The organism is Nonomuraea sp. NPDC003560, from assembly GCF_042878785.1.
Classification (GTDB): Bacteria; Actinomycetota; Actinomycetes; order Streptosporangiales; family Streptosporangiaceae; genus Nonomuraea.
This window is the reverse complement of sequence record NZ_JBIAOF010000001.1, coordinates 80971-97171: the sequence shown is the minus strand read 5'-3', so window position 1 is coordinate 97171 and position 16201 is coordinate 80971. Positions and strand designations below refer to the sequence as shown.

15 protein-coding genes are annotated in these 16201 nt (G+C 71.6%); 5 read left to right on the top strand and 10 right to left on the bottom strand.

What is annotated here, in order from left to right:
• The first annotated feature begins 27 nt into the window (after positions 1-27).
• Both ACFYUV_RS00510 and ACFYUV_RS00505 read left to right on the top strand, forming a co-directional pair.
• Positions 28-1551 carry an ATP-dependent DNA ligase gene (locus ACFYUV_RS00510; RefSeq protein ID WP_387663497.1) on the top strand — a complete coding sequence of 508 codons (1524 nt, stop codon included), beginning with the start codon at positions 28-30 and terminating at the stop codon, positions 1549-1551.
• 733 nt (positions 1552-2284) lie between these two features.
• Positions 2285-3097, top strand: a complete 813-nt coding sequence (locus ACFYUV_RS00505; protein WP_387663495.1) for a septal ring lytic transglycosylase RlpA family protein — start codon at positions 2285-2287, stop codon at positions 3095-3097.
• 966 nt (positions 3098-4063) lie between these two features.
• Here ACFYUV_RS00505 and ACFYUV_RS00500 read toward each other — a convergent pair.
• Positions 4064-4660, bottom strand: coding sequence for a DUF1707 and DUF4870 domain-containing protein (locus tag ACFYUV_RS00500; RefSeq protein WP_387663493.1), 597 nt, complete (start codon positions 4658-4660; stop codon positions 4064-4066).
• 130 nt (positions 4661-4790) lie between these two features.
• On the opposite strand from ACFYUV_RS00500, the gene ACFYUV_RS00495 reads away from it, so the two are divergent.
• Positions 4791-5135, top strand: coding sequence for a hypothetical protein (locus ACFYUV_RS00495; protein WP_352327808.1), 345 nt, complete (start codon positions 4791-4793; stop codon positions 5133-5135).
• A 44-nt stretch (positions 5136-5179) separates the two neighbouring features.
• Here the strand turns inward: ACFYUV_RS00495 and ACFYUV_RS00490 are convergent, their stop codons facing one another.
• The 6 genes from ACFYUV_RS00490 to ACFYUV_RS00465 form a co-directional block, all read right to left on the bottom strand.
• A complete protein-coding gene (locus ACFYUV_RS00490) occupies positions 5180-6283 on the bottom strand; it encodes a DUF4192 domain-containing protein (protein ID WP_387663491.1) in 1104 nt (367 codons plus the stop codon).
• A 193-nt stretch (positions 6284-6476) separates the two neighbouring features.
• On the bottom strand, positions 6477-7244 hold the full coding sequence (locus ACFYUV_RS00485) for an EI24 domain-containing protein (RefSeq protein WP_387663489.1): 768 nt from the start codon (positions 7242-7244) through the stop codon (positions 6477-6479).
• A gap of 10 nt (positions 7245-7254) precedes the next feature.
• Complete coding sequence (locus tag ACFYUV_RS00480; protein ID WP_352327805.1) at positions 7255-7836, bottom strand: nucleoside triphosphate pyrophosphatase; 582 nt, start codon at positions 7834-7836, stop codon at positions 7255-7257.
• A 28-nt stretch (positions 7837-7864) separates the two neighbouring features.
• Complete coding sequence (locus ACFYUV_RS00475; protein WP_387663487.1) at positions 7865-8455, bottom strand: DUF937 domain-containing protein; 591 nt, start codon at positions 8453-8455, stop codon at positions 7865-7867.
• A gap of 101 nt (positions 8456-8556) precedes the next feature.
• Entirely contained in the window at positions 8557-10476 is a 1920-nt protein-coding gene (ftsH, locus tag ACFYUV_RS00470) for an ATP-dependent zinc metalloprotease FtsH (RefSeq protein ID WP_358284106.1), read from the bottom strand.
• 37 nt (positions 10477-10513) lie between these two features.
• A complete protein-coding gene (locus ACFYUV_RS00465) occupies positions 10514-11332 on the bottom strand; it encodes a hypothetical protein (protein WP_387663484.1) in 819 nt (272 codons plus the stop codon).
• Positions 11333-11502: 170 nt separating this feature from the next.
• On the opposite strand from ACFYUV_RS00465, the gene ACFYUV_RS00460 reads away from it, so the two are divergent.
• Positions 11503-12468 carry a DUF3616 domain-containing protein gene (locus ACFYUV_RS00460; protein WP_387663482.1) on the top strand — a complete coding sequence of 322 codons (966 nt, stop codon included), beginning with the start codon at positions 11503-11505 and terminating at the stop codon, positions 12466-12468.
• Here the strand turns inward: ACFYUV_RS00460 and ACFYUV_RS00455 are convergent.
• The gene (locus tag ACFYUV_RS00455; protein WP_387663480.1) at positions 12458-13126 is read right to left on the bottom strand and encodes a peptidyl-tRNA hydrolase; all 669 of its coding nucleotides are present in this window, start codon (positions 13124-13126) and stop codon (positions 12458-12460) included. The genes ACFYUV_RS00460 and ACFYUV_RS00455 overlap by 11 nt on opposite strands.
• Positions 13126-14394: an MFS transporter gene (locus tag ACFYUV_RS00450; protein ID WP_387663478.1), complete on the bottom strand. Its 1269-nt coding sequence runs from the start codon at positions 14392-14394 to the stop codon at positions 13126-13128. The genes ACFYUV_RS00455 and ACFYUV_RS00450 overlap by 1 nt, the downstream gene beginning before the upstream one ends.
• Positions 14395-14465: 71 nt before the next feature.
• On the opposite strand from ACFYUV_RS00450, the gene ACFYUV_RS00445 reads away from it, so the two are divergent.
• Positions 14466-15416, top strand: coding sequence for a GlxA family transcriptional regulator (locus ACFYUV_RS00445; RefSeq protein WP_387663476.1), 951 nt, complete (start codon positions 14466-14468; stop codon positions 15414-15416).
• A 6-nt stretch (positions 15417-15422) separates the two neighbouring features.
• Here the strand turns inward: ACFYUV_RS00445 and ACFYUV_RS00440 are convergent, their stop codons facing one another.
• A complete protein-coding gene (locus ACFYUV_RS00440) occupies positions 15423-16187 on the bottom strand; it encodes a class II aldolase/adducin family protein (RefSeq protein ID WP_352357888.1) in 765 nt (254 codons plus the stop codon).
• Between the last annotated feature and the right edge of the window lie 14 nt (positions 16188-16201).

Genomic DNA, 16201 nt, shown 5'->3' with positions numbered 1-16201 from the left:
GTCGGCGTGGTGAGGCACGATAGCGGTGTGCTTCTGATCGACGTGGTCCGGACCTCCGACGCGGTGACGCGCACCTCCGCACGGCTGGGCAAGGTCGGGCATCTGGCCGAACTGCTCGCCCGGGTCGGCCCGGACGAGGCGGAGATCGCCATCGCCTACCTGTCGGGCGACCTGCCGCAGCGCCAGATCGGCGTGGGCTGGCGCTCACTGGAGGACGTCCCGCAGCCCAAGCTCGCCGCAACCGCCACCCTCACGACCGTCGACGCGCTGCTGACCCGGATCAAGGCCGTCTCCGGCCCCGGCTCGCAGGCGGCGCGCAGAGCGCTGGTCGCCGAGCTGTTCGCCGGGCTGACCAGCCAGGAGCAGCAGTTCATGCGCAGGCTGCTCAACGGCGAGCTGCGCCAGGGCGCCCTCGACGGCGTGATGATCGAAGCGCTGGCCAAGGCGTCCGGCGCGCCGTCGGCCGACGTGCGGCGGGCGCTCACCCTGCGCGGCTGGCTGCCCGCCGTGGGCGCGGCGGCGCTGACGGGCGGCGTGGCGGCGCTGCACGCGTTCAAGCTGGAGGTGGGGCGGCCGGTCTCCCCCATGCTCGCCGGCAGCGCGCCCAACGTGGCCGCCGCGCTGGAGAAGGCCGGCTCGCCCGCGTCCCTGGAGTGGAAGCTCGACGGCGTACGCGTGCAGGCCCACCGCTCGGGCGCGCAGGTGCGGGTCTTCACCCGCACTCTCGACGACATCACCGCGCAGGTGCCCGAGCTGGTCGAGGCGGTGCTCGGGCTCGACTCCGCCGACCTGGTGCTCGACGGCGAGGTCCTCGCGCTGCGGCCGGACGGGCGTCCCCACCCGTTCCAGGTGACCGCGAGCCGCGTCTCCAGCAAGACCGACGTCGCCAGGCTGCGCGAGCAGACCCCGCTCAGCGTGTTCTTCTTCGACGCGCTGCGCGCCGACGGCGCCGACCTGCTCGACCTGCCGTACTCGCAGCGCCAGGAGGCCCTGGCCCGCGCCGTCCCGCCCGGCCTGCTGACGCCGCGGCTGATCACCGCCGATGTGGCCGAGGCGGAGAAGTTCTTCACCGACGTGGTCAAGGCGGGCCACGAGGGCCTGGTGGTGAAGTCCCTGTCCTCCCCGTACGCGGCCGGCCGGCGCGGCGCGGGCTGGATCAAGGTCAAGCCCCGGCACACGCTCGACCTGGTCGTCCTGGCGGCCGAGTGGGGCCATGGCCGGCGCGAGGGCAAGCTGTCCAACCTGCATCTGGGCGCGCGCGACCCCGAGGGCGGGTTCGTCATGCTCGGCAAGACGTTCAAGGGGCTCACCGACGAGCTGCTGGCCTGGCAGACCGAACGCTTCCTCGAACTCGCCGACGGCCCCACCGACGAGTGGGCGGTCAAGCTGCGGCCCGAGCTGGTGGTGGAGATCGCCTTCGACGGCGTGCAGCGTTCGCCGCGCTACCCCGGGGGGATGGCGCTGCGGTTCGCCCGGGTGCTGCGCTATCGCCCGGACAAACGCCCCGAGGACGCCGACACCGTAGACACCGTCCGCTCCCTCATGCTCTGACCACACCGCACAGACCCCTTGGAGGCAAGCGAGGGGTCACCTGCCGCTCCCGTCGCTTCCCCCTGCACACACTCCCGAACGCGCTGCACATCCGCGCCCAACAACCGCCGCCCCACCGCCTTGCCGACAGACCCTCGCACCCTTCCCCGTACGGAACTGCACACCCAAGAAGCAGGCTCAGCGGCACGCGAGCGCCGACGAGCACGGGGTGGCCCCCGCCTCGCCACCAATCCCCCGCACACCCTCCTCGAACGGACTGCGCACCCAAGAACAGGCACCGCGGCGAGTGCGGCGGCGAGGAGGAGGCTGGCCGTCTTGTCGCCGTGCGCTGCTGTTCATGGCGTGAGGATGCCCTCGGTCTCGACCTGAGGGGCGGGTGGGCCGTTCGCGGCCTTAGATCAAGGTCAGCCCAGTTGCGGCCTTAGATCGAGTTGCGCCTGTTTGTGGGCTTCGGTCGGGTTGGCCTGAGGCGTGGTGTTAGACGAGTTCTGTCGTTCTCCGGAAAGCCCAAGATCCTCGGCGTACGCTCGGCGTTCTGGGCCTCTTGCGCCCTTAAGTGAGATATGTCACTGTATGTCGCATTAAGTTGTCTTTACCTGCTGTTTGTCGCATATGTTCGTCCTCGCCCGCCGGATCCCCCATCCCTTGCGGGCGGACAGGCCGTCACACGCCTCCCACCCCCCATGACCTGGCCTTTCCCTTTCCTGTCCCCTAGCTAGGACCGTGGTTTACCTTGGGCCAGCACTCCCACAAATCGTCCCCCAACGACCGCAAGCTCTCCCCGGGCAAGCGCCGCTGGACCGCCATCGCCGCTGGGGCCGCCGTAGTGGCCGCCGCCTCGACCACCGCCTGGGCCGCCGTCGGCAACGACGCCCCCGGCACCACCGCCGCCAAGGACGCCGCCACGGCGACCACCTCCACCGGCACCCCCAACCCGCCGGTGGCGGCCAACGTCTCCCAGACCAGGACCGCCACCCCGGTTCCCAAGGCTTCGAGCCCCAGCGCCTCGACCTCCACTGCTTCGGGGCCGAGCGCGAAGGGCGTCCCGAACTCCCCGCACGGCGCCAACCCCGCGCCGAAGGCCCCCGCCGCCGCCCGGCCCGACGCCACCGAAACGTCGGCATCCGACACAGCCTCGTCCGACACGGCGGCATCCGACACAGCGGCATCCGACACGGCAACGTCCGACTCGGCGAAGAAGACGACCAAGACCGTCAAGCCGGTCAAGCTCCGGGCCACGAAGCCGAAGGTCCGCGTCCTGTCCTCCGGGACGTGTGGCGCCTCGTACTACGGCGAGCCCCAGATGACGGCCAGCGGCGAACGCTTCAACCCCTCCGCCATGACCGCCGCGCACAAGACCCTTCCGCTGGGCAGCCGTGTCCGCGTCACCAACCCGCGCAACGGCTCGGCGGTCACCGTACGCATCAACGACCGCGGCCCGTACGTGGGCGGCCGGTGCCTCGACCTCTCCAGGGCCGCGTTCGACGCGATCGGCAGCCTGGGGGCGGGCGTGATGACCGTCCGCTACGAAGTCCTGGCCCGCTGACCGCGTTCGGTCTCTCTCCTCGGCCCCGCCCCCGCTCATTCGTCCCTGGGGGCGGGCCGGGCCCTCCACCGACACCGCCCTCCACGAATCCCACAAATGCGCCGATACTGGCTGCCGACATCCCAGCCCGATCGCCGGTCTCTATCGGAGGGCTGGGGAGTCGAGGAAATGGAACCGCGACATCGGGATCGGGGTGTTCGGGGGGCGGAGATCGGTCACCCGGGGACCGAACCCGGAATGTCGGGGCTGCGACCGGAATGCCCGGAGGGCTGGAACCCGAGGACTGGGCCCCCGGATGTCCGGGAGCTGCGACCATGCCGCGGGGCCCGATCCGGATCTCCCCGGGCCTCGCCATTCCCGGACGTCCCCCGACATCCCGCAGGCCCGCTCCCGGACGGCTCCCCGATCGCAGTCCCGACACCGCGGTTCCGATATTTTGGGCCCCCGACCCGAGTCTCCGGGCACTTGGCATCCCCAAATGTCCCGCAACATCCCTCGGTCCCGCTCCCCGGTCTCGAGCCTGATACCTCAAGGCCCTCGACCCGATATTCCCCCGCCCACCCGCATCCCCGGATACCTCGATGCGGTGCCGATCCCGTGATCCCTCAGGCATCCCGACCCGAAATCCCCGGACCATGATTTCCCGGGGACGCCCCCGATGTCCCTGGACGTCCCCCGACGTCCCTTGGTCCCGGTACCGCGTGTCTCGGCCCCCGGTCCCCCCCGACATCCCTTGAGCCCGATCTGAGTTGCCCGGGTCTCGGCATCGCTTGGTCCTGATCCAGATCCTCGGACGTCGCGATCCACCTCTCGGATATCCCCCCGACATCCGCTGTCCGCGAGGCCCCCGCCTCTGCGAATTGCGCGTCCGTCTATTGGCCGGCACCGCGCGTCGGCTTTTCTCCAACCCGTGCGCACGCCGCCGTTTCGTCGAGAGCAGGCTCCCCCGCGTGCTGCCGGGAGGCGTTACTTGACCAGGCGGACCGTCAGCGGGTAGCGGAAGCTGCTCTCGGCCAGGGCCGAGATGCCACCGACGATGCCCAGGACGACGGCGCCGACCCAGATCACCGGCAGCAGCACGATGCCGATGACGGTGAGCGGCAGGATGCAGGTCGCCCCCACCACGGTGAGCTGGAAGTTCAGGGCCTCCAGCGCCTGCCGCCGCAGGTACGGAGAGGTCTTGGCCGCCGTGAGCAGCAGGATCAACGGGCCCACCACCGGGATCCCGATGGCCATCAGCAGGTGGCCGAAGGCGGCCTGGACGCGTTCGTTGCTCTCCGGAGCCCGTTCCGGACGGACCGGACGGGGCATCGGCGGCGCGAATCTCGGCACCGCCATCGTCCCGTACAGCTCGTTCATGATGGGCATCAGGTCGCCGTGCGTACGCGCGGTCATCGCACGTTCCAGCCGGTCGTCGAACTCCAGCTTGTCGAAGCGGCCTTCCGCGTAGGCAGCCTTGACGTGCTCGACGACGTGCTCTCGGTCCTGGTGGGTGACGCGCAGATGAGCTGGCGGCACCTGTCCCGGCCCGGGGGTCTTGGGTACCCCAGCCATGATGGTCATGCCTCTCCTTGGAATCGGCAGTCAACTTTCATACTGCGTCCTCGGAGCCGGACGTGCCATCGGGAGAAACCCCGAGCTGTCCCCGAGATCATCCCCGACACCGGCGCTCCGGACGGTATAAAAAGGATCCATGAGATGGCGAGACCGCTACGGTATCCGTCGGCTGCGCGGGCAGAAGATCGCGCGGTTCGACCGCGAGGCGACCGATGCCGACATCGAAGCGCTCATCGCCTTCGCACGTTCGCGGCGTGGCGTCGAGTTCTACGTCGAGCCTGAGACGTTCGCCACCGACACGACCGCTGTGGCGGTGGCCGACGACGGCGAGTGGACCAGGCGCAGGGTCGGGTCGCCCGCGGTGATCCACAAGGTGGCCCGAGATCTGGCGTTACCGGTGTACGACGTGCAGCTGACGGGCTATCCCCCTCGGATGCGTGCTTACAACGAGCGCCGGCGCCGCGAAGAAGGCAGCCTGTAGTTCCGGCGGGAAGGGTGCTGGTGGAGGCCACCGGCACCCTTTCTTCATGCGCTCCCGACCGGCCCCCGGTGCCGGTCGGGCCCCGGCGGGGGCGGGACGTCGTCGAGCAGGCCGAGCATGGGGATCAGCCAGCCGCCGTTGGCCGGCCCCATGGCGGTGTCGAGCTCGGCGGGGCTGGGCAGGCGGTCTCGGACGACGGCGGGTGAGAGCAGGCTCTGCAGGGCGTGCATCAGGAGATTGGCCATCGAGTAGTGGGGGTCGGTGGTGAGGGCGCGTTCGAGGGCGATGGTGGCCAGGATGTTGTCGCCCGTACGCCAGGCCGCCATGGCCAGCAGGGAGGCGGCCGGCGGGACGAAGCGGGGCTCCAGGCGGCGGGTGAGGTCTTTCCACAGAGGCAAATGGGCCTCGCGCATCATGGTCCAGGCTTCGTCGCGGACTCTGATCACGGTCAGGGCCAGGCCCAGGCGGGCGGCTGCGATGTCGTCGAGGCGGAGGCCGTCGGCGTGCGCGGTCAGGGTCGCGCGGACTTCGGCGAGCGCCTCGGCGACGTAGCCGCGGGCGAAGGTGTCCAGGTCCGGGGCGGCCACCAGGCGGGCGCGGACCTCGGCGACGGCGGTGGCGGTGGCCTGGCGCATCGCCATGCGGACCGGGCTGGCGGCGGGGGCGATCGTGCGTTCGAGACTGCGGCGGTCGGGGAGGGCGACCAGGCCGCGCACGGTGGCCTCGGCGGCGATCTGGCTGGTGGTGGGGTCGTACGGGGTGCCTTCGGGCGGGCAGCACCGGGGCAGGTCGCAGACGTAGGACCAGTAGCGGCCTTCGTGGGCGCGGAGCGCCTCGCCCACGCGGATCTCCGATGCGGCGGCGAGCCGCCTGGCCTCGTCGACGGCGGGGGTGACCGTGTCGCCTCTGCCGTAGCCGACGATGACCAGCTCGGTGACGCCTTCACGGGACAGCAGGCCGGGGAGGGGGTCGAGGGTGCCCCGGGGGAACGGGAGGTCCCACCGCGCGGCCACCTTGGCCTGGCCCCGGTGGAGGCCGACCACGACCAGGCTGTCGTGGGGGTGGAAGCCGACCAGGTAGGGAACGGCGGCCAGGATGTCGGCCGGGCTGGTGAGCGTGAGGCAGGGGGCCGGGGCGTTGGTCGTCATGAGCGTCAAGGGTGCCGGGGAGGCACGCCTCGCGAACGCCCGAGCGCGGTTCTGTGGATGACGAGCGCCCCGACGGCCCACCCTGTGGACGACCTCGCACGAATGGAACAAACCGGCAGATCAGGCGGCGAAGCCGGAGACGGGGATCAGGCGGGTGGGGGGGTTACGCCTGTGGGGTTACGCCAGTGGGGGGTCACGCGGATGGGGTCACGTGGGTGGGGTCGGGGGGTGGGGTGGGGGTTGTGCGGGCGCGTACGAGGAGGGCGGCGCCGGCCACCGCGGCCGGCATGGCCACCACCGCCACGAACGGCACCAGGAACAGCAGGAACCCCACCACCCCGAACCCCAGCGTGGTCGCCATGTTCCGGCGCAGCAGCGCGAACCGTTCCTTCCTGGCCACCCCCCGCCTTTCGAGGGCCAGCGTGGTCAGCTCGACCGTCAGGAAGAACCCGGAGACGAAGGCGCCGACCACGGGCACCACCGTCTGGCCGATCACCGGCACGAACCCCAGAAAGAACAGCGGCACGGTGAACAGCAGCACGTAGAACAGGGTGATCAGGCTGTCCCTGATCGAGCGGGGCAGCGTACGCCACCACGGCTGCTCCACCGCGCCGGGCAGCGGGTCGGCCTCGGCCGAGAGCCGTTCGTAGAACGGCTCGCCGATCGCCAGCGTCAGCGCCGTGAACGTCAGCACCGCCAGCGCCAGCCCGCCGAGGAAGATCGCGATGCCGACCAGCGTGCGGAACAGGTCGGCCCAGCTCCACGAGTCGGCGAACGGGGTGAAGAACTCGGCCACGTCGCGCGCGTGGGTGCCGAGCAGGATCAGCGCCGCCACGTAGACGGCGAACGCGATCACCGCCGGGATCAGCCCGAACAGCCACCACCGGCCGTGCCGCGACACCCATCCGAGACCCTGGAAGAAGAAGCCGACGCCGGCGGCGAAGTCGCGCAGAGATCGCATGCCCGGCAGGCTAGCGCCAGAACGACGTGACCGCGTAACCCAGCTCGTCGAACAGCTCGCGCAGCAGCGGCAGGGACACCCCGAGCACGTTGCCGTGGTCGCCCTCGATGCCCTCGACGAACCAGCCGCCGCGCCCCTCGATGCTGAACCCGCCGGCCAGGCCGAGCGGCTCACCGGTGGCGACGTAGGCGGCGATCTCCTCCTCCGACGGCTGGCCGAAGCGCACCACGGTGGTGGCCACCTGCGCCGCCTGCCGGCCGGCCGGCACGTCGATCACGCAGTGGCCGGTCACCAGGCGGCCGGTGCGCCCGCGCATGATGCGCCAGCGCTCGACGGCCTCCTCGGGGGTGCCGGGCTTGCCGTAGGGGCGGCCGTCGAGTTCGAGGATCGAGTCGCAGCCGATGACCAGCCCCTCCTCCAGCCCGCTCGCGACGGCCTGCGCCTTGGCCTTGGCCAGGACGAGGCTGAGCGCCGCCGGCGAGTGCGCGGAGAAGGCGTCCTCGTCGACCCCGGAGACGATCACCTTGGGGTCGAGGCCGGCGTTGCGCAGAACGGTGAGGCGGGTGGGCGAGGCAGAGGCCAGAACGATCACCGTCCCAGCTTACCGAAGGCCCGCGCGGTCACCAGTCGTGGTTGGGGGTGCCCCTCGCGGGCTGCCGGTCGGCCGGGTCGTACGGTCCGCCCTGGGCCGGGACGGCGCCGCCGAAGATGCCGCTCAGCAGGCCGTCGAGCAGATGGCCGAGGCCACCGGGCAGCGAGGCGTGCTCCTCGCGCAGGTCGGCGGCCAGGGCGGAGGCGTCCATGTTGGCCTTGGCGGCGCGGCCGGCCAGGAGGGACATGACCATGGGGGCGACCAGCGGGAGCAGCCGCATGATGGTGCCGGAGCTGACGCCGGCCAGTTGCGAGAGCCCGGCCGCGGCCCGTTCGGTGCCCTGGCCGCCGAGGACGTGGCCGAGGATGCTGTGGCCGTCGCGGGTCAGGGAGGCCACGTCGCCGTTGAAGGGGTCGGCGTCGACGTGGTCGTCGAGGGCGCCGCGCAGGGCCTCGGCGCCGTCGGGGTGCTCGGCGTTGCGGGCCATGCCGCCGATCACGGTGCCGGCCACGGCCTCGACGACCTTGCGCGCCGTGGCCGTGTCGGTGCCGAGCATGCCGGCGATCTGGTCTACGCCTGAGTCGCCGAGCTGGGTGAGAAGCTCGTCATTCAGTGTCAAGGCAGTCCCCCGATCCGAGTCGCGGGAGACGTTCCCCGGCCGTGATCGAGGCAAGGCCGGGGTTCCCCTAAGTCTCGGGAAAGGCGGGTCTCCCGCGGGGCTCAGTCGAGGGCGGGCTGCTTGCTGCCGCTGGCCAGGCCGGCGGCGGCGTACGCGCTCGCCTCGTCGAGCGTCTCGTGTTCGAGCAGGGCCGCCACGATGCCGTCGAGCCGTTCGCGGTTCTCGGTGAGCACCTGGACGGCGCGCTCGTAGCACTCGTCCACGATGCGCCGCGCCTCCTCGTCGACGGTGGCCAGCGTGGCCGGCGACGCCTGCGGCGAGGAGCCGTCGTTGGGCAGGATGGTCAGCGGGCCGATCTTCTCCGACATGCCCCAGCGGCCCACCATGCCGCGCGCGATCATGGTGACCTGTTCGAGGTCGTTCTCGGCGCCGGTGGTGATGATGCCGTAGACGACCTGCTCGGCCGCCATGCCGCCGAGCGCGCCGGTGATGCGCCCGCGCAGGTACGGCTCGTCGTAGGCGTAGCGGTCGGTGTCGGGGGTGGACAGCGTGACGCCGAGCGCCCGGCCGCGGGGGATGATCGAGATCTTCCTGACCGGGTCGGCGCCGGGCTGGAGCATGCCGAGCAGGGCGTGCCCGGCCTCGTGGAAGGCGGTGCGGGTGCGCTCCTCCTCCGGCATCACGATGCTGCGGGCCGCGCCGAGCTGGAGCTTCTCCAGTGCGTCCGCGAAGTCGGACATGTCGACCTTCTCCTTGCCGCGCTTGGCGGCGAGGAGTGCGGCCTCGTTGACCAGGTTCGCCAGGTCGGCGCCGGTCATGCCGGGGGTGGTCTTGGCGATGCGGTCGAGGCTGACCTCGCCGTCGAGCGGCACGCCGCGCGAGTGGACCTCCAGGATGGCCGTGCGTCCTGCCGCGTCGGGCAGGCCCACCTGCACCGTGCGGTCGAAGCGCCCGGGACGCAGCAGCGCCGGGTCGAGGATCTCGGGCCGGTTGGTGGCCCCGATGACGATCACGCCCTCGGCGCCGGAGAAGCCGTCCATCTCGGTGAGGATCTGGTTCAGCGTCTGCTCGCGCTCGTCGTGGCCGCCGATGCCGCCCGCGCCGCCGCGGGCCCGTCCGATGGCGTCGATCTCGTCGATGAACACGATCGAGGGCGCGACCTTGCGGGCCTCCTCGAACAGGTCGCGGACGCGCGAGGCGCCCACGCCGACGATCATCTCGATGAACTCGGAGGCGCTGGCCGAGAAGTACGGCACCTTGGCCTCGCCCGCCACGGCCCTGGCCAGCAGCGTCTTGCCGGTGCCGGGAGGACCGGCGAGCAGCACGCCCTTGGGCAGCTTGGCGCCCAGCCGGCGGTACTTGCCGGGGTCCTTCAGGTAGTCGACGACCTCGACGAGCTCGTTCTCCACCTCGTCGATGCCGGCGACGTCGTCGAACGTGACGCGCACCTTGTGGGCCTCGACCGGCTTTGCGGCCTTGGACTTGCCGAGCCCGCTCAGGCCGCCGCCCATCATGCTGGCGCCGCGGCGCATGATCCAGATCCACAGGCCGGCCAGCAGCAGCACGGGCAGCAGCGACAGCAGCAGGTTGGAGAAGAAGCCGCGGGTCAGCGGCTTGGACGTGGTCTCCACCTGGGCCGACTTGAGCTGCTGGTCGAGCTGGTCGGTGTTGGCGAAGGCGGGGATCTCGGTCTGGAACTTGGTGTAGGACTCGTTGCTCTCGGGGTTCTTGGCCGCGCTCCTCAGATCGCCTTCGACCGACAGCCCCTGGGCGTAGATGTCCTTGACGTTCTTCGCCTCGACCTGCTTGGTGAACTCGGTGTAGGAGATCGTCTCGACCGAGTTGTTGTCGACCAGGGAGGAGACGACGAAGAAGCCCGCGTACACCACGAGCAGGGTGACGACGAAGCGCCACCAGTTGATCTTCGGCCGCCCGCCTGGCGAACCGGGCAGGCCTTCCGAGCGCCAGGGCGGCTTGACCTTGCCCTTGTTCGGTGCCTGCGGCGGTCCAGAGCGTTCCACGGCGTCACTCCCCCACATCGCCGCATACATGATCTTTCTAGCCTAGAACACGCACTCCTGAGACCACGCGGCCAATATCACGCCAACGCTTCCTCTGCGAGTCAGGCACTGTGACGAACGCAAGTCCTGGCTTGCTCATTCCCCCGTCCATCACCACGACGGCCGCTCGGGAGGAATGTTTGCCGTATTTGACGCGGTATACGAGCATCCATCCGGTTTTAACCCGTTGTGAGGCGAGCCAACTGATCTTGGAGCCCTTGGGGTGGTGGTTGAGCGTCCAGCGCGCGGCCAGCAGCGCCGTGTCGCGCGGCGACTTCTGCTCCATGATCGGCAGCGGGCAGGTCACCAGCATGCCGCGCAGCCTGCCGCCGCGCACCGCCGGCAGCACCTGCTTGCTGGTGAACGGCGCCGCCCCGTGCGTCTTCCACGGCTTGCCCAGCCGGGGCACGGCCAGGCCGGTGCGCCGGTCCTTCACCAGCCGTTTGGCCGGCCGGGGCAGGGCCATCCGCTTGACGCGGCCGGTCAGGCGGGGCACCCGCGGGTCGGCGTACAGGGCCTGCATGGCGGTGTAGCCGGGCGCGAGCGAGGAGCCCGGCGACGGCGTCGGGGTCGGCGTGAGAGCGGACGTCGGCGTAAGGGAGGACGTCGGCGTGGCGGACGACGTCGGCGTGGGGGTGGCCGACGGCGTGGGGGCCGGCGCGGAGGAGGCGGGTGCGGACGAGGCGGGTGCGGCCGGCGGCGCGGTTACCGGCCCCGCCACGACCTCGTCCGGCCCGGACGGGAGCGCCAGGACGATCACCGTGGCGCCGACCGCCACGGCCGCCACGACGGCGAGCCCCCGATATATCGACCGCATCCGGACATCGCCGATGCGGGAGCGCCTGGGCGGTGAAACAGGGTTCGCAGGGCGGTCTGTGGTTCTCACTCGTGAACCCTCGGTCTCATCTTCCCCATGGAGCACGACGGGAGCGTACGACATATCCCGCCATTGCGTGTGTGAAGCGACCGAAGTGCAATCATGGCGGGGTGGAACAGGTGGAACTGCGGTTCGGCGAGGACTCCCGGTTCGCCCAGACGCACACGAATCTCTCCGCGGTCAGGTGGGAGCCGTCGGGACTGTGGGTGGCCGGCGACGAGACCGCCACCGTCGAGCGGCTCACCTGGACCGGCGACCATTTCGGCGACGAGCGCTCCTTCTTCCTGGCCGACTACGTGGACCTGCCCGCCGGACGCTTCGACGAGGCCGACATCGAGGGCCTGGCCAGGGCCGACGGCCATCTGTGGGCGGTCGGCTCGCACAGCCTCAAGCGCCGCAAGGCCAAGCCGGGCAGCCCGGAGAAGTCGATCAGGCGGCTGGGCACGGTCGTCCGCGAGGAGAACCGGTTCATCCTGGTCCGCCTGCCGCTGGACGCGACCGGCGAGCGTCCGCTGCCCGGCGCGATCCTGTCCGGCGAGCGCAACGTCGCCGCCATGCTGTCCGGCGACCGCCATCTGGCGCCGTTCCTGGCGCTGCCGGGCAAGGACAACGGGCTCGACATCGAGGGCATCGCGGTCGTGGGCGAGCGGGTCTACCTGGGGCTGCGCGGGCCGGTGCTGCGCGGCTGGGCGGTGGTGCTGGAGATCCGTCCCGTGGACGACGGCGGCGGCCGGTTACGGCTCGACGGCCCGTACCGCAAGCACTTCCTGGACCTCGGCGGGCTGGGCGTGCGGGACATGTGCCCGCACGGCGGCGACCTGCTGCTGCTCACCGGGCCCACGATGAGCCTGGACGGCCCGGTCCGGGTCGTGCGCTGGCGGGAGCGGCAGGGCGGCGGGCTGGTGCCCGCGCACGACCTGGAAACGGTCCTGGAGCTGCCCTACGGCGTCGGCGACGACCATCCGGAGGGCCTGGCCGTGCTGCCCGACGGCCGGCTCATGGTCGTCTACGACAGCCCGTCGCCCGCCCGGATCACCCCGGCGGGCGGCGTGCTGGCCGACGTCTTCACGATCTAGCGACCCGCCGCAGGAGCCAGGGCGCCTCGGCGACGAACGTGCACGAACCCGGCTCGATCTCGGTGAACCCGGCGTCGCGCACCACGGGCAGCCCGGCGGCCACCTTGGCGTCGAAGTCGTCCCTGCCGGGCGCGGCGCGCACGGAGACGGCCAGGCCGTCCGCCCGCCAGGCGGCCCGCTCGGCCTCGTCACTGGCCCACCAGGCGAGCTGCGCGGCATGCCCGGCCTGGGCCATGGCCTTGCCCGCCGACATGGTCAGCACGGGGTTCTCCCACAGGACCGGTGGGCCGGAGGGCGGGTCGCCGGGCTCGGCGGCGTCCCTCAGCTCGGTGCCGCCCACCTGGAGCCGGGCCAGGTCCTTGGGCCAGGCGTCGAGCGGGACGGGCGGGTGCACCCGCACCTCCGCCGTGCGGTGCTCGACCGTGCGGCCGGGGAGCGCGGCGGCCCTGCGCCACTCGGCGCCCCTGGCGCGCCGCACCACCTTGCGGATCTTGCCGGTGGACTGCCAGGCGTGCAGCTCGGCGGCCCACTCCCCCGGGTCGTCCAGCAGGCTCAGCACGGCCATGGCGGCGGCCTCCAGCGCGTCGGTGCGCTCGGGGGGAGCGGCCCTCTCGATCCTGACCACGAGGGGGAGGACCATCAGTTCGGTCTCGTTCATCACCGTCTAGCATGCCGGATGGCCAGGGACATTCCCGCGGCCAGGAGGCAGAGGGCGCCGGCGGCGTACCAGGCCAGGTCGTAGGCGCCGAGGTGGTCGCGGGTCAGGCCGGCGCCCACGGCGGCGACGGCGGCGCCCACCTGGTGCGAGGCAAACACCCAGCCGAACACGACCGCGCCGTCCTGGCCGTAGATCTGGCGGCACAGGGCGACGGTCGGGGGCACGGTGGCCACCCAGTCCAGGCCGTAGAACACGATGAAGATCAGCATGCTGGGCTCGGTGGTGGCTGCGAACAGGCCGGGCAGCAGCATCAGCGACAGGCCGCGCAGGCCGTAGTAGACGCCGAGCAGCAGCTTGGGGTTGACCTTGTCGCTGAGCCAGCCGGAGGCGACCGTCCCGGCGATGTCGAAGATCCCGATGATCGCGAGCAGGCCGGCGGCGACCGGCTCGGCCATGCCGTGGTCGTGCGCGGCGGGGATGAAGTGCGTGCCGACCAGGCCGTTCGTGCTCATGCCGCAGATCGCGAAGCCGCCGGCGAGGAACCAGAAGGGCCGCGTGCGCGCGGCCGAGCGCAGCACCGTCAGCGCCCGCGCCGCCGCGTTCCCGCCGGCCGGCCGGGTCCGTACGGCGCCCGTCTCGGCGCCGAGCGCCGTCGTGCCCACCTCCTCGGGGTGGTCGCGCAGCAACCACCAGACGAACGGCACCACCGCGAGCGCGGCGCCCGCCACCGTCAGGGAGGCCACCCGCCAGCCCGGCCCCTCGGCGAGCCAGGCCAGCACGGGCAGGAAGATGAGCTGCCCCGTCGCGCCCGCCGCGGTCAGGATGCCGGTGACCAGCCCCCGGTGCCGGACGAACCAGCGGTCGGTCACCGTGGCGGCGAACACCAGCGCCATCGACCCGGTGCCGAGCCCGATGAACACGCCCCAGAACAGCAGCAGGTGCCAGCTCGCCGTCATGATCACGGTGAGCCCGCTGCCCACCGCGACCAGCAGCAGGGCCAGCGACACCACGCGGCGCATGCCGAAGCGGTCCATCAGCGCGGCGGCGAAGGGCGCGGTCATCCCGTAGAGCACCAGGTTGATCGACACGGCCAGCGAGATCGTGCCCGTGCTCCAGCCGAACTCGTCGTGCAGCGGGGTGATCAGCACGCCGGGGGTGGCGCGGAAGCCGGCCGCGCCGAGGATGGCCACGAAGGCCACGGCCGCGACCCACCAGGCGCGATGGATCCGGCGGGTCCGCGTGGGGGCGGGGGTGGTGCTCAACGTCATGCGCCAATCCTGATTCATCGCATTTTGACGGCGCGAGTGGCCCGAAAGCCAATATGTGCAAGAATCGGGCCATGGCCCATCGTGTCGCGGTCGTCGTGCTGAACCACTTCGCCCCGCTCGACCTCGGCGTGCCCGGCCAGGTCTTCGAGTCGGCCGAGACGCCGGACGGCGAGAAGCTCTACGAGGTCGTGACCTGCTCCCCCGACCGCGAGCCGGTCCGCTGCACGGCCGGTTACACCGTGCTGCCCGACCACGACCTCGACGTGCTCGACACGGCCGACACGGTGCTGGTCCCCGGCATCCACGCGGGACGGGCGATGAAGGACGGCACGATCACCGCCACCCTGCGCGCGGCCCTGCAAAACCGGCCGCGGGTCATGTCGATCTGCACGGGCGCGTTCGTGCTGGCCGCGGCGGGTCTGCTGGACGGCCGTCCGGCCACCACGCACTGGCGCGAGGCGGCCCGGTTCGCCGCCCTGTTCCCCCAGGTCAAGCTGGACCCCGACGTGCTTTTCGTGGACGACGGCGACGTGCTGACCTCGGCCGGGGTGGCGGCGGGCCTCGACCTGTGCCTGTACGTGATCAAGCGCGACCACGGCACCGAGGTGGCCAACCGGACCGCCCGCCGCTGCGTGATGCCGCCCTGGCGGGACGGCGGCCAGGCGCAGTACATCGAGCGCCCCCTGCCGCACGACGGCGCCGGCGGCACCGCCGCGACCCGCGACTGGATGCTGGCCCACCTCGACGCCCCGCTCGACCTGGCCGTGCTGGCCGCGCACGCCAGGATGAGCGTGCGCACCTTCACCAGGCGCTTTCGCGAGGAGACCGGGATGAGCCCGGCCAAATGGCTCTCCGGCCACCGCGTCCGCCACGCAAGGCGGCTGCTGGAGACCACCGACCTCGGCGTGGAGGAGGTGGCCAGGCGCTCCGGCTTCGGCACGGCGGTCTCGCTCCGGCAGCACCTGCACGCGGCCGTCGGCGTCGCGCCGCTGACCTACCGGCACACCTTCCGCAGCTCCTGAGAGCCCCTACTCGAACAGGTCGGGCTGCTCGCGCACGATCTGGTCGTGCAGCGGCTGGTAGTTGATCCAGCCGACCAGGTCGTTGCCGATCTGCTGGTGGGTGAGCGCGGCGTTGTCGGGCTCGATGGGCACGACCTGCCCGGCGGCCTTGGCGAGGAGCTGCACCTGGGCCGAGCGTTCCATGGTGATGAACCACCAGGCGGCCGCGTCGACCGTGTCGCCGACGGTCAGCAGGCCGTGATTGCGCAGCACGAGGGCCTTGTTGCCGCCCAGCGTCGCGGCGATGCGCTTGCCCTCCTCCAGATCGGTCACGACGCCCGTGTAGTCGTCGAACAGCGCGTTGTCCTGGTAGAAGGCGCAGGCGTCCTGGGTGATGGGCTCGATGGTCTGGCCGAGCGCCGACAGGGCGCGGCCGTGGATCGAGTGGCTGTGGGCGGCCGCGACGACGTCGGGACGGGCCTGGTGCACCTGCGAGTGGATGGCGAAGGCGGCCTCGTTGACGTGGTAGCGGCCCTCGACGACCTGGCCCTCGTGGTTGACCAGGATGAGGTCGCTGACCCTGACGTGCTTGAACGACATGCCGAACGGGTTGACCCAGAAGTGGTCGCTCAGCTCGGGGTCGCGGGCGGTGATGTGCCCGGCCACGCCCTCCTCGAACCCGAACCTGCCGAAGATGCGCAGCGCCGCCGCGAGGCGTTCCTTGCGGTGCCGCCGCTCCTCCTCGATCGTCTCGAACGTCGGCGGCAGGCGGAAGATGAGGTTGTCCGGCATGGCTCTCCTCGTGC